Here is a 13,437-nt window from a genome sequence, read left to right on the forward strand (position 1 = left end):
AGAGAGAAATGAGCTTTTCTCAAGCATTAAGTGGTCTCAACGCCCAGTCGGAAAACCTAAAAATCTTAGGTAATAATATTGCCAACTCTCAAACCGTAGGCTTTAAAAGCTCAGGTGCGATATTTGCTGATGTATTCGCGGGTGCAAGTAGCCAAGTGGGCCTTGGCGTGAAAATCTCAGATGTGCGCCAGGACTTTACCGCCGGTGATTTAGAGACCAGCGGACGTACGTTAGATCTAGCTGTGGCGGGTGACGGCTTTTACCGTGTTGAGCAAACCAGTGGGGAGGCCGCGTATACCCGCAACGGTCAATTTAGTCAGGATAATCAAGGCTACTTGGTCAACGCCGCCGGTCAACGTTTAACCGGCTATGGCCTTTCTGATCCGAATGACCCGTTTTCGGCTGTCGTGCCAGGCGGCGCGCCTGAGGCGCTAAAAATTCCGGCTGCTGACATTCCCGCCAAGGCGACGGCGCAGGCGACGGCGACATACAACCTGGATGCCAGTACAGTGCCGGGACAGGGCACACAGACATCACTTGTTCGTGCCCAGGATGAGGCTGGCAATTTAATTACGGTGGATAATACGGGTGCCTATGCTGCTGGTGGTGATCCACTAGAAATCGAGGTTGCGTACCACTACTCCAATAGCTTCACGACCTTCGACTCCCTGGGTAATGAACGCAATGTCACCATGTACTATGAAAAGATAGGTGATAATACCTGGAAGGCTTTTCAAGCCGTCGATGGGAAACTCTCATTTAGCGGTGCAGCTGGCGCTGCAACAGACCTAGATAACGCCTTCTTTTTAAAATTTAATGGCAACGGACAGCTTGCTAAATATAGCGACCTTGATGCAGCGGGGAATGGTGTCCGAGACGAAGACGCGATAGTGGGCGTCGCTGATGCTGGTTACCAGCTCTCTTTTGCCGCAGGAAATCCCCTCGCTGAAGCGACTACAGCCAATGGTGAAACGGCCGCTCTCGCATTTGACCAGCCAGCAGTTGATAGTGCAGCTCTTACCAAAGCTTTTGCAGACCTAGACTTTATTGTTGGCGATGGTGCTGAGGAACTGAGTTACAACCTGACGCTGACAGGAACGACGCAGTTCAACAATAACTCAGTGCAGAACACGCTGACCCAGAATGGCTATACATCTGGCAGTTTGTCAGGCTTGGAAATTACCCGCGATGGCCGTGTTATTCGTATTTATACTAACGAAGAACGCCGCGATGCTGGACAAATTGTATTGGCCAATTTTGCCAATGAAGAGGGCTTGCAGTCGATTGGTGATAACGCATGGCGTGAAACCAATGCATCGGGTATTGGCATTATTGGTACCGGTGGTACGGGCGTTTTTGGAACGATTGAGTCTGGCGTACTCGAAAACTCAAACGTGGACTTAGCAAAACAGCTGGTGGATACCATCGTCGCGCAGCGTGCCTATCAGGCTAATTCAACATCAATTAGCACCCAGGACGAGCTCCTGCAGACCATTATTAATCTTTAATAGTGGCTTATTGAGGTAAGGAGTCAGCAACGTGGATCGAATGCTCTATACCGCCATGAGTGGTGCGAAGAACGCAATGGATCAGCAGTCGGTGGTGAGTAATAACCTATCGAATGTGACCACTACCGGCTTTCGTGCCCAGCTACAGGTCGCTCGTTCGGTTCCCGTGCAAGGGGACGCTCTGCTCGCCACACGTACCTCGGCGGTAACCACTACGCCGGGCAGCGATTTTGCTCAGGGGCCCGTTGAATATACGGGCCGCACCCTTGATGTCGCAATGCAGGGGGATGCCTGGATGGCGGTGCAGGCCGATGATGGCACGGAAACCTACACACGCCGTGGTGACCTGCAGATCGATAGTGATGGTGTGTTGCTAAGCGTTGGCCGCCCTGTGCTGGGTGATGGTGGCCCAATTGCGATCCCTCAAGGGGCACAAGTCTCAATGGGTGCCGATGGAACAATTAGTGCCATTCCACAGGGCGTAGGTCCCGAAGCACTTGTCGAGGTTGGGCGCATCAAGCTGGTGACACCTGAAAATGGCGCTTTAACGCGCGGTGAAGACGGACTGTTTCGAGCTTTACCGAATGAAGAAGGGTTGCCTGGCGCTTTGCCCGCAGACGAAAATGCCAAGCTGATTAGCGGTGCCCTTGAAGGCAGTAACGTTAGTGCTGTGGATGCTATGGTTTCAATGATAGATGTGGCACGGCGCTACGATATGCAAATGAAAGTGCTGAGCACCGCTGATGAAAATGCTCAGCGCGCCAATGGTATTTTGTCTATTCAAGGTTGATGTTGGTCATTATTCAAGCTGAAGTTCGTCACTCGGCTTACGGAGCATAGTTATGATTAAGTCTTTGTGGACTGCTAAAACCGGCTTGGAGTCGCAACAAACCAAGTTGGACGTGATTTCAAATAACCTAGCCAACGTGAGTACTAATGGCTTCAAGCGCTCACGTCCAGTGTTTGAGGATTTGCTATATCAAAATATGCGTCAGCCCGGGGCTCAAAACAACATACAGGATCGCTTGCCTTCGGGTATGCAGATCGGTACCGGTGTGCGCGCTGTAGCTACAGAACGCCTACATACCCAGGGAAGCCTGGAGCAGACCGACAACTCCCGCGACCTTGCGATCGATGGTCAGGGATTTTTTCAGGTACTCATGCCTGACGGCACAACAGCATACACCCGCGATGGCAGTTTTCAGCTAAACCAGAATGGCCAGATGGTAACGGCGAATGGATATCCGGTTGAGCCTGCTATCTTCCTGCCAGCAAATGCGCTTTCAGTAAGCGTTGGTGAGGACGGCACTGTCAGCGTCCGTCAGCCAGGCGTTGCCCAGGATAATGAGGTGGGGCAAATTACCGTCAGTACCTTTATCAATCCAGCTGGCCTTGAGAGCCTCGGTGGCAACCTCTACCTGGAAACCGGTGCATCCGGTGCTCCCAATGAGAATATACCGGGTATTAATGGTGCTGGACGGCTGTTCCAAGGATATGTCGAAACGTCTAACGTCAATGTCGTTGAAGAGATGGTCAATATGATCCAGACCCAGCGCGCCTATGAAATCAATAGTAAAGCGGTGTCCACCAGCGATGAAATGTTGGCACGCTTAAGCCAGCTGTAACAAGCGTTACTCATCGGGCTTACTTATAGGTTGCGTTATGCTGGAGTTGCACCACATGTCACGTCGTATTGCGCTAGCAGGACTGGTGCTTTTTTTATTGGTTGTAGCCGGCTGCGCTCAAGTTCCAAGAGCATCAGTGGTGGGTGAGCAAGAGCAGATCAGCATTGTTGATCGCCCTCCACCCATCCCCAATGGCTCTATTTATCAGGCCAGGCAAGGGTATCAACCACTCTTTGAGGATCGTCGCCCCCGTGCCATGGGCGATATTTTGACCATTGTGTTGGATGAGGAAGTCAGTGCGAGCAAAAATTCTCAATCCAATGCAGGGCGCAGCGGTAGCGCTAGCCTGGAGCTTGCACAGTTGCCTGATGTTCTTGATACGCTTGCGGAATACGGCTTTGATATTTCAGGTGAGAATGACTTTGCCGGTAGTGGTGGGTCGCAGGCCAATAACTCCTTTACCGGTACTATCACGGTATCAGTATTAGAAGTAATGAATAACGGTAATTTACGCGTGCGTGGTGAAAAGCAAATTGCCATCAATCAAGGCACGGAATTTATTCGTTTTTCAGGTGTGGTTAATCCACGCACTATTACAGCGCAAAATACTGTTCCTTCCACTCAGGTGGCGGATGCGCGAATTGAGTATGTGGGTGACGGTTACATTAACGAAGCTCAGCACATGGGCTGGCTACAGCGTTTCTTCTTAAACGTCTCACCCTTCTAACGTTATGGGAAGCTACTAATGGCAGAGCTGCCAATGACAGGTCACCCAATGAAAGAGCGACAGCGTGCTAGAGCGATGCGGCTAAGTAGTTTGTGGATAAATAGCCGTCGAACAATGAATGCTTGGGCTGTTCAACTTGGGGCCATGGTGCTGATGGCTCTATTGTCGTTGCCTGCCCAGGCGGAAAGCGTTCGTGAATTGTCAAGCTTTGCCGGTGTCCGCGATAACCAACTGGTAGGCTACGGCCTGGTGGTGGGTCTTGATAGCACCGGTGACCAAACGACGCAGGCACCATTTACCAGTCAAAGCCTGACCAATATGCTATCTCAGCTAGGGGTGACTGTACCTGCCGGCACGAACTTGCAACTGCGTAACGTGGCTGCCGTGATGGTAACGGCTGATCTCCCGCCATTCTCAAGGCCAGGACAGCGCTTAGATATCGTCGTTTCATCGATTGCCAACGCCCGCAGCTTGCGAGGTGGAACGCTGTTAATGACACCTTTAAAAGGTGCCGATGGTGATACCTATGCCATTGCCCAGGGCAACATGTTGGTCGGTGGGGCGGGCGCCCAAGCGGGAGGCAGCAGCGTGCAGATCAATCAGCAGGCATCAGGGCGTATTCCCAATGGCGCGATGGTTGAAAGGGAAGTGCCCCTTAACCTGGGCGGCAACGGTGGCATGCTGGAGTTACAGCTGAACGATTCAGATTTTGGCACCGTTCAGCGCATGGTGACGGCGATCAATAACGAGTTTGGCCAGTCAGTCGCCTATGCGCGCAACGGCCGTGTAATCGCCCTAGATGGCCCTACAGATGATAATGCCAGGGTCAATTTTATGGCCCGTGTTGAGAATGTCCAGGTAACGCCGACTCAAGCGCCGGCCCGGGTTGTACTGAATTCACGTACCGGCTCAGTAGTGATGAACAGTGCCGTCACGTTAAGAGAGGCCGCAGTAGCCCACGGCAGCCTGTCGATCATGATTGATACCCAGTTTGGTGTTAGCCAGCCTAACCCTTTTGGAGAGGGTGAGACGGTTGTAGTACCCGACGCGGATATCGATATTGAACAACAAGAGGCTTATCTACAAATCGTAGAGGGTGCGCAGCTCAACGAAGTGGTCAATGCACTGAATGCGTTAGGTGCTACCCCTCAAGACTTGATGTCAATTCTGGAAGCATTGAAAGCGTCGGGTTCACTGCGTGCTGAGCTGGAGGTTATTTAATGAGTGCAAGTGATATGACCAGCCAGTTCGCTCTGGATATGAATGGTTTTCAGCGACTTCAACACACCGCTCGCGTCGACCCTGAGGCTGGTGTAAATGGTGCCGCCCAGCAGTTTGAGGCACTTTTTATTCAAATGATGATGAAAAGTATGCGCGACGCGACACCCAGTTCACAGTTGATGAACAGCAGTGCGACGGATACCTATCAATCGATGCTGGATCAGCAGTGGTCACAGGTGATGGCATCGCGTGGAATGGGCCTTGCTGATGTCCTTGTTGAACAGCTGGAGCGCCAAGGCGCCATCTCAAAAGCGCAGCCCAATGCCGATCAAGAGTTACAAGCATTGATAGCTGGTATACCTCGTGGTACTCCTCGTGTGCTTGACGATTCATACGTGGCTAACGCTGACACGAGTGGAACCACAAATGCGCAGGGCAACGGTCAATTCTTAGCCGAGCTAGAGGCCATTCGCCAGGGCGTGGAGAGGGGGGCATTAGATGAGCCCGCGTTAACGCCGCTAGAGCAACATGGATCAGGGTATGTCGGTCAATTTATGCAAACGCTAACAGCCCCTGCCCAGGCGGCCAGTGCGACTACCGGAGTGCCTGCTGAATTAATTCTAGCCCAGGCAGCGTTGGAAACAGGCTGGGGGCGGCACGAAATTCCTACCCGCAATGGTAGCAATAGCCACAATCTGTTTGGTATCAAAGCGGGTAGTCATTGGCAGGGCGAAACGACTGATATCGTGACTCACGAATATATCAATGGCCGACGGACGCAGGTGGTCGATACTTTCCGCGTTTACGATTCGTTCGAGCATGCTTTTACTGACTACGCCAGCCTGATCGGCAATAATCCCCGCTATGCCGGTGTGGTACAAGCGCCGACTGCCGAGCACGCAGCGCGCGAGCTTCAGCGTGGTGGCTATGCCACGGATCCCCGCTATGCGGACAAACTGGTAGCGGTAATGAACACTATGGGCCCACTTAACCCAGGCGGCAATTTCCTAGCCGATTCCCGCTAGCCTTTTCCTCAAGTTTTTCTGCGCAGGGTCGATAGTTAGGTATCGGCATAAGGAATTCAACAATGAGCATGTTTACGATTGGATTAAGCGGTCTTAATGCGGCGCAGAATGCCCTCAATACTACCAGCAACAATATCAGTAATGTGTATACGCCTGGCTACAACCGGGAAATTACTATCCTGAACGAGAGTAATAATTCGGGGGTTCGTGTTGAGGATATCCAGCGTCAGTTCAATACCTTTGTTGCTGCGCAGTTGAACAACGCCAAATCCCAGTCGAGTGCTCTGAACGTCTATAGTAATCAAGTAACGCAAATTGATAATTTGCTAGCTGATCGTGCGGCTGGGCTTGCGCCATTGATGCAAGAGTTTTTCTCTTCACTTGAAGACTTGGCGAGCGCGCCTTCTGATCCCGCCTCGCGGCAGGGCGTTTTGGGATCAGCGAATACGCTGTCAGCACAATTCCGTTCATTTGACGGGTATCTTCAGGATTTGCAATCCGGCGTTAATGGTCAGATTAAAGACGAAATAACGCAGATTAATAATACGACGGCACAGATTGGCTCCATTAATCGTGAAATTTCACTGGCTCGCGCGCAGTTAGGCGAAGCACCTAACAGTTTGTTGAATCAGCGGGATCATCTAATCTCACAGCTCAACGAAAGAATGGATATTCGTCTGAATATCCAGGATGGAAAGACTTATAATCTAACACTGCCGAATGGCCAGCCGTTGGTCACGGGTGATACAGCTTATAAACTCGAGGCTATTGAGTCCCCCAATGACCCCCAGCGGGTTATTGTCGGCTATAAAGAAGGCGCACGCGGTAACGGTAACTTAATCGCTTTGGACGAAGGTTTGATTCGCGGAGGCGCATTAGGTGGGCTAATGAGTTTCCGTTCCGAAACACTTGATAAAACACAAAACCAGATCGGGCAGCTGTCTGCCTCTTTAGCGGTGGCTTTTAATAACCAACACCAGCAAGGAGTCGATTTAAACGGCGATCAGGGTAAGGCTTTTTTTAATCTGGGGCAGTCAAACGGTTACTTTAATGCTAATAATGATGGTAATGCGAGCGTTAAAGTAGCTATTGACCCTGACAATATTGATGCGTTGAGAGCAACAGACTATTCAATTAAAGTGACCGATGCGGTATCAACTCCTCCTACCTTCGAAGTAATCCGTAAAGATAATGGCTCAGAGGTTGAAACAAGCTTTGATGCTGCCTCAAATACTCTCAGTTTCGGGGGTGTGAATGTTGAGTTTGTCGATCTGAACACCGCACAGACCGGTGATCAGTTTGAGGTGCAGCCGGTTCGTCGTGTTGCTGGCGGTATGGATTCCGCGATTGTTGATCTTGATAAGATTGCCGCTGCTCGTTTGATTGAGCGCGAAGGTGATCTGGATATTAGCAAGTTGACTGCTGCAAGTGGTGCGTTCGCTAGCAGTGACGAATATAAGTTAGACGTCGATGGTGCTGGCAATCTTACCGTTCTACCTGCAACGACTGTAACCGTCACGCGGGGCGATACCGTACTTGCTACTGGTACTGCGCTTGAAGCGGGAGACAAAATCAGTATTGATGGTTTGGGTTTTACTCTGGATGCGCTGCCCAGCACCGGCTCAGCCAGTCTTACGGTTAGTCGTAGTGATGCTAGTGCAGGGGACAACCGTAACGCGTTAGCCTTGCAGAATCTTCAGAGCCAAGACGTTGTTGGAGGCCGCGCTTCAGTTAGTGGTGCTTACGCTGCTATCGTGAGCGATGTCGGTAACCGTACCAATATTGTTCAAGTTAATCTCGATGCGCGACAAGGTTTAACGGATCAGCTTAATGCCGTCCAGCAATCTGAATCAGGCGTCAATTTAGATGAAGAGGCTGCGAATTTAATCCGCTTCCAGCAGTACTATCAAGCAAATGCGCGGGTTATTGATACGGCTTCAACTATCTTCGATACGATTTTAGGTTTGCGTAGCTAACCTGTAGGAGTCATTATTTATGCGCATTAGCAGTGTGACGATGTTCGAGACCAGTACGGCTTCTTTGAACCGCCAACAAAGCGACTTCTTAAAGATTAGTCAGCAAATTGCTAGTGGTCGTCGGGTGGTTAATCCTTCGGACGATCCTCAGTCGGCTTCTCGGGCGGTGGGTGTTGACCAGGCTAAAGCTGTTACTGAGCAGTTTAGAGATTCGCGCGTTTCGGCACGTAATTCCCTCTCTCAGTCAGAAAGTATTATGAACAGTGTCACTGATGCAGTGATTAGCGCGAAAACACTGCTGGTACAGGCATCAAGCGACACCTTAAGCGATGTTGACCGCGAGTCAATTGCCAGTGAGCTTAAGGGCCTTTATGAATCGTTGATCGGCCAGGCAAATGCTACCGACGGTAATGGCCGTTATCTGTTTGGTGGCTATAAAGACAATGCCCCGCCATTTGTGAAAGCTGCCGATGGCACAGTGCAGTATCAGGGAGATAATAACGTACGTGAGCAGCGTGTCGATGCTTCCCGGTTGATGCCGGTTAACGATAATGGCATCACCATTTTTAAGAGCGTACCTAGTAGTGCTGGCTATGTTGCGGAAGCAACGAAAGATGATGGTAGTCCCAATAGTGGTAATGTGACATTTCGTGGTCCACAAGTAACAGATGTTAATGATGCCGATTATGGAACCGACTTCCGTATTACATTCACCAGCGATGACACATTCAATGTAGAAACGTTTGATGGTACTAACTGGACTGCTGTGCCTGCTCAAACAAGCGTGGCTTATACAGGTAATATCGGCGACTCTGCCCAGCAAGTAAGCTTTGCCGGTGTCACGATTGAATTAGAAGGCACGCCTGTGGGTGGTGTGAATGGTGATTCTATACTTGTTGCGCAAGCCGGTGGGGAGCAGCGCGAGCCCAACCTTTTCCGTACAATGGAGCAGGCGATCCGCGTACTGGAAAATCCTGCTGACAATCCGGCCAAGAAAGCAGATCTGCGTAATACCTTAAATACCTCCATGCGTGATTTGGATAATGCGCTTGATAATGTGTTAACGGTTCGTGCATCCGCAGGGGCACGCCTCAACGAGCTTGATGTGGTTGACGCCGTGGGAAGCAATAGAATGCTGAACTACACGCAGACGCTGTCCGACTTGGTAGACCTTGATTACGCTGACGCTATTTCTGAATATAGCTTACGTCAGGTCGGTATGCAGGCAGCCCAAAAGGCTTTTGTGGATATTAAAGGTTTGTCACTGTTTAACTATATGTAAGCTAAGAATAAGTTACAAGCTGCTTGCTTAACTCCCCTCCATCCTTATACGTTATTTATCGTGCAAGGATGGTTTTTTCTGGCATGTCAGTTTAGCGGCGCCAATTCTTCAATAAGTGCCTGCATGAATCCTATTCCTTGGGAAAATAAACGTTCTAAAAAGCTTCCCATATCGGTCATCAACACCATCATCAGAATCAGCCCCACAATAAGAGAGGTGGGAAAGCCAATATTGAAGACGGTTAACTGTGGGGCGGAACGGTTCAGTATACCCAATGCCAAGTTGATGGTAAGCAAGGAGCCCACCAGTGGTAACGCCAGTAGCATGCCTGAGGCAAAAATTGTGCCCGCATACCGGGCGAGTAACTCAAAAGCACCCGGGTTGAATGTCCCAATGCCAATAGGCAATGTTTGAAAGCTCATAATCAGGGTTTCAAGCACCATTAAATGGCCGTTCATGGCCAAAAACATGAGCAGGGTGATCATGTAGAGTATGCGCGAGAGCACCATAATGTTGGTACCACTGGAGGTATCAAAAAAGCTCGCAAACGCTAGGCCCATTTGCAGACCGATAAAATCCCCTGCGGCTTGAACAACAGCGAACATGATATGCATGACGAGCCCCATCGCCAGGCCAATTAGAATCTGTTCTATCATAATGCCCACCCCTGCCCAGGACATTACCGCTATATCTGGCATGGCAGGTAAAATCGGCGCAATCACAATAGCAATAAGGGCAGCAAGGCCCACTTTGGCTTGATTGGGAACGCTAGAGTGGCCCCACAAAGGTGAGGCGGCCATAAAGGCCGTGATGCGCGCAAACGGCCATAAAAAAGCCACTAGCCACCCTTGCAGCTGCGCGAAAGTGACTTCTACCATTGTGTTACATCACCATGCTGGGGATGTTGGTAAATAGTCGATGGGTAAAATCAGTAATTAATCCAAGCAACCATGGGCCAGCAAAAACGAGCACCGCGAACACAGCCAGAATTTTAGGAATAAACGTCAGCGTCATTTCATTAATTTGCGTTGCAGCCTGGAACAAACTGATAATAAGACCAGTTAAAAGTGCCGCCAGCAGCATGGGGCCAGCCAGGAGAAGCGTTACGCGCATACCTTGGTAAGCAATGCTCATCACCATTTCAGGGGTCATAGCTGTAGTCCTGTGTGCCGAATAAAACGACGTGGCCTATCGTATGTACAAAAAAACTCAACGAAGCGCTATATCATGTAAAAGCTTTCTGCCATTGAGCCAATAATAAGCTGCCACCCATCGACTAAAATGAACAGCATCAGTTTAAAGGGTAATGAGATCGTAATAGGTGGAACCATCATCATACCCAGCGCCATCAGGGTACTGGCGACTACGAGGTCGATGATTAAAAACGGGATAAAAATAGTAAAGCCAATTTGAAATGCTGTTTTAAGTTCGCTAGTGACGTAAGCGGGTAATAATACGCGCATAGGCAACTCTTCTGGGCCTTGCATCGGCCCTACATCCGCTAAGCGAACGAACAAGGCCAAATCGGGCTCGCGCGTCTGGGCAAGCATGAATTCACGGAACGGGTCCTGAGCTAGCAGCAAAAATTCTTCAAAATTAATCGTTTCATTAGTCAGTGGTACCCAAGCGTTATCGTATACCTGAGCCAATACAGGTGACATGATAAAAAAAGTTAAAAATAGCGCTATCCCTAAAAGTACTTGGTTAGGCGGCGTTGCCTGGGTGCCCATTGCCGTACGCAATAGGCTAAGCACAATGATGATACGAGTGAAGCTTGTCATCATTAGCAGCATGGAAGGTAAAAACGCTAGCGAGCTTAAAAAGAGCAGCGTTTGTAGTGAAAGCGACCACTGCTGTCCGCCGTCTTCTAGCGGTTGTGAAATAATGCCGGGAATCTGTTGCGCATGCACAGGGCTCGCCATAAAACACGCGGCAATAATAACTAGCCATAGCGAGAGCTTAGCCATTTTGCTCTTCAAAACCATGCTTGTAAAAGCATCGGTTGTAAAAACACAGCTCTTAAAAGCACAGGGCCAAGAAAGATGCATCCAATGCCTCATGGCGTCTGATGTGGATCGGTGGGCGAGGATGGATCGGGGCGGCGACCGGCATCTAACGCTTTTGATAGGCGAAGCGAAAAGCGTGAGGGTGGAGCCGATGCGGTTGGCGAGCGCTCTTCTGGGGCTGGTCGCTCGTGCAGCTTAGTGATACGACCGCCGCCCACACCAACGACTAACCAGGTATCTTCCACTTCAACAATCACAATACGCTCACGATTGCCCACGGCAGTGCTACCCACAATTCGCAGATGAGCGCCATGGCGAGTGGTATGCTTGCTCCAGCGCTTTAAAAGTGCGGTGCAGATTAAAATGATCGCTATGACGAGAGCTAGAGCCGCTGCTGTCTTGCCTAGAACAGCCATGCCGATCAATGCCTCGCCACCGTTACCCAGTGCATCAAGCGAACCGTTCTGCGTCGAGGGAGTTGCAACGCTCATCGGTTCAATTTATGAATACGTTCAGACGGCGTGATGATTTCAGTAATACGAATACCATACTTATCTTCGATTACAACGACTTCGCCCTGAGCAATCAAGTAGCCATTAATCAAGATATCCATCGGCTCACCGGCCAGGCCCTCAAGCTCAATGACAGACCCTTGTGCTAGCTCTAGCAATTGCTTAATGGTTAATTTCGTGCGGCCCAATTCCACGGTGAGTTTCACCGGGATATCCATAATCATCTCAAGCTCACGCGCCTGGGAGGAGCCGCTGTCTGGGCTTAGCGGCCGGAAAATATCGTCACTCGCTGCTTTTGCTTTCGCTGCAGGTGCCGCGGGTTCTGGTGCAGCAGCTGCTTCTTCGTTCTCTTCAGCAGACTCTTGCTCTGCCATTGCGGCTGCCCAAGGATCTTCCTCTTCGCTAGCAGCATCAGCGCTAGATGTGGGCTCTTCTTGTTCGGACATGGCATCTGCCCAATCGTCGTCAGAGACGTTCTGATCAGGCTTATTGGGATCAGTCATGCTTTGGATTCCTTGGCTTTCTGTCGCGTAGACCCTTTAATAAAGTCCTTGGACGATGCGTTATTCATAGCGGCATGGTCAATCATATGTAGAACCCGCAGCGCATGCTGCTGACGTTGACTACCGTACTCACACTCCATGACGGGAACTCCGTCAACGCTTGCGGTGATAGAGCTCGGAATATCTAACGGTAGCACGTCGCCTTTTTTCAACCCCATTACATGGGCAATACGGCTGGGGATTTGAGCAAATTCAGCGACCAACTCTACTTCTGATTGACGGATTTCACTTGCCATGCGGCGGGACCAGCTGCCGTCTTGGTCGTGGTTGCTATCATTGATCGGGTTGGCCAGCAAATCTCGCAATGGCTCGATCATGGCGTATGGCATACATATCTGAAAATTGCTCGAAAGATTGCCAACTTCAATATTGAACTTGGTATTCACCACAATTTCATTGGGTGAATTAGTGATGTTGGCAAACTTCGACTGTACTTCTGAACGTAAAAAACTGACGTCAAGCGGGTAAACGACTTTCCAACCCTCTTGGTATGCATCAATGGCGAGATTGAGCAAGCGCTGTATAATACGCTGCTCAGTGTTTGTGAATTCCCGGCCGTCCGATTTGGTAACGAAGCGACCATCACCACCGAACAGGTTATCGACCACCATGAAAACGAGGTTAGGGGGAAATACCACCAGGGCTGAACCACGTAGCGGCTTCATAGATACAATGTTCAGGTTTGTAGGTACGGGAACATTGCGTGAGAACTCGCTAAAACTCTGATAACGCACTGATTCAACGGTAATGTCTGCGCTACGCCGTAATAGGTTGAACAAGCCAGTACGAAAATAGCGCGCAAAACGCTCGTTGATAAAATCAAGCGCATGCAAACGCTCACGAATAACGCGATGCTGAGTTGACGGGTCATACGGTCGAGTGCGTATTTCATCTTGCGCTTGGGAGGATGAAGCAGATGGCTCATCGTCTCCGCTAACGCCCTTCAGTAGGGCATCAATTTCTTCCTGGGACAGTAGATCGTCCTGTGACAT

General features: G+C 50.2%; 14 protein-coding genes. 8 read left to right on the top strand and 6 right to left on the bottom strand.

Annotated features, from left to right (window positions below; translation table 11 throughout):
• Positions 1-8 precede the first annotated feature (8 nt).
• From flgE to flgL, 8 genes are all read left to right on the top strand, one after another.
• Positions 9-1,508 carry a flagellar hook protein FlgE gene (gene flgE / locus KF947_RS12025; RefSeq protein WP_133733415.1) on the top strand — a complete coding sequence of 500 codons (1,500 nt, stop codon included), beginning with the start codon at positions 9-11 and terminating at the stop codon, positions 1,506-1,508.
• Between the two features lie 31 nt (positions 1,509-1,539).
• A complete protein-coding gene (locus KF947_RS12030; RefSeq protein WP_133733416.1) occupies positions 1,540-2,298 on the top strand; it encodes a flagellar basal body rod protein FlgF in 759 nt (252 codons plus the stop codon).
• A gap of 52 nt (positions 2,299-2,350) precedes the next feature.
• Positions 2,351-3,133 (top strand): flagellar basal-body rod protein FlgG, encoded by a 783-nt coding sequence (gene flgG / locus KF947_RS12035; RefSeq protein WP_133733417.1) that lies wholly within the window; start codon positions 2,351-2,353, stop codon positions 3,131-3,133.
• Between the two features lie 37 nt (positions 3,134-3,170).
• Positions 3,171-3,860, top strand: coding sequence for a flagellar basal body L-ring protein FlgH (locus tag KF947_RS12040; protein WP_133733418.1), 690 nt, complete (start codon positions 3,171-3,173; stop codon positions 3,858-3,860).
• Between the two features lie 144 nt (positions 3,861-4,004).
• Positions 4,005-5,081, top strand: coding sequence for a flagellar basal body P-ring protein FlgI (locus tag KF947_RS12045; RefSeq protein WP_413614131.1), 1,077 nt, complete (start codon positions 4,005-4,007; stop codon positions 5,079-5,081).
• Positions 5,081-6,106, top strand: coding sequence for a flagellar assembly peptidoglycan hydrolase FlgJ (flgJ, locus tag KF947_RS12050; RefSeq protein WP_133733420.1), 1,026 nt, complete (start codon positions 5,081-5,083; stop codon positions 6,104-6,106). Before KF947_RS12045 ends, flgJ begins: the two co-directional genes overlap by 1 nt.
• A gap of 62 nt (positions 6,107-6,168) precedes the next feature.
• Entirely contained in the window at positions 6,169-8,082 is a 1,914-nt protein-coding gene (flgK, locus tag KF947_RS12055) for a flagellar hook-associated protein FlgK (protein WP_133733421.1), read from the top strand.
• A gap of 19 nt (positions 8,083-8,101) precedes the next feature.
• The gene (flgL, locus tag KF947_RS12060) at positions 8,102-9,364 is read left to right on the top strand and encodes a flagellar hook-associated protein FlgL (RefSeq protein ID WP_133733422.1); all 1,263 of its coding nucleotides are present in this window, start codon (positions 8,102-8,104) and stop codon (positions 9,362-9,364) included.
• Between the two features lie 86 nt (positions 9,365-9,450).
• Here the strand turns inward: flgL and fliR are convergent, their stop codons facing one another.
• The 6 genes from fliR to fliM form a co-directional block, all read right to left on the bottom strand.
• Positions 9,451-10,242 (bottom strand): flagellar biosynthetic protein FliR, encoded by a 792-nt coding sequence (gene fliR / locus KF947_RS12065; RefSeq protein ID WP_227404068.1) that lies wholly within the window; start codon positions 10,240-10,242, stop codon positions 9,451-9,453.
• Positions 10,243-10,246: 4 nt separating this feature from the next.
• On the bottom strand, positions 10,247-10,516 hold the full coding sequence (gene fliQ / locus KF947_RS12070; RefSeq protein WP_227404069.1) for a flagellar biosynthesis protein FliQ: 270 nt from the start codon (positions 10,514-10,516) through the stop codon (positions 10,247-10,249).
• Positions 10,517-10,584: 68 nt separating this feature from the next.
• Positions 10,585-11,286, bottom strand: coding sequence for a flagellar type III secretion system pore protein FliP (fliP, locus tag KF947_RS12075; RefSeq protein ID WP_273195367.1), 702 nt, complete (start codon positions 11,284-11,286; stop codon positions 10,585-10,587).
• 134 nt (positions 11,287-11,420) lie between these two features.
• A complete protein-coding gene (gene fliO, locus KF947_RS12080; protein ID WP_223289160.1) occupies positions 11,421-11,861 on the bottom strand; it encodes a flagellar biosynthetic protein FliO in 441 nt (146 codons plus the stop codon).
• The gene (gene fliN, locus KF947_RS12085) at positions 11,858-12,385 is read right to left on the bottom strand and encodes a flagellar motor switch protein FliN (protein WP_133733426.1); all 528 of its coding nucleotides are present in this window, start codon (positions 12,383-12,385) and stop codon (positions 11,858-11,860) included. Before fliN ends, fliO begins: the two co-directional genes overlap by 4 nt.
• Complete coding sequence (gene fliM, locus KF947_RS12090; RefSeq protein ID WP_133733427.1) at positions 12,382-13,437, bottom strand: flagellar motor switch protein FliM; 1,056 nt, start codon at positions 13,435-13,437, stop codon at positions 12,382-12,384. Before fliM ends, fliN begins: the two co-directional genes overlap by 4 nt.

It is taken from the genome of Halomonas sp. FeN2 (assembly GCF_020595105.1).
Taxonomy (GTDB): domain Bacteria; phylum Pseudomonadota; class Gammaproteobacteria; order Pseudomonadales; family Halomonadaceae; genus Vreelandella; species Vreelandella neptunia.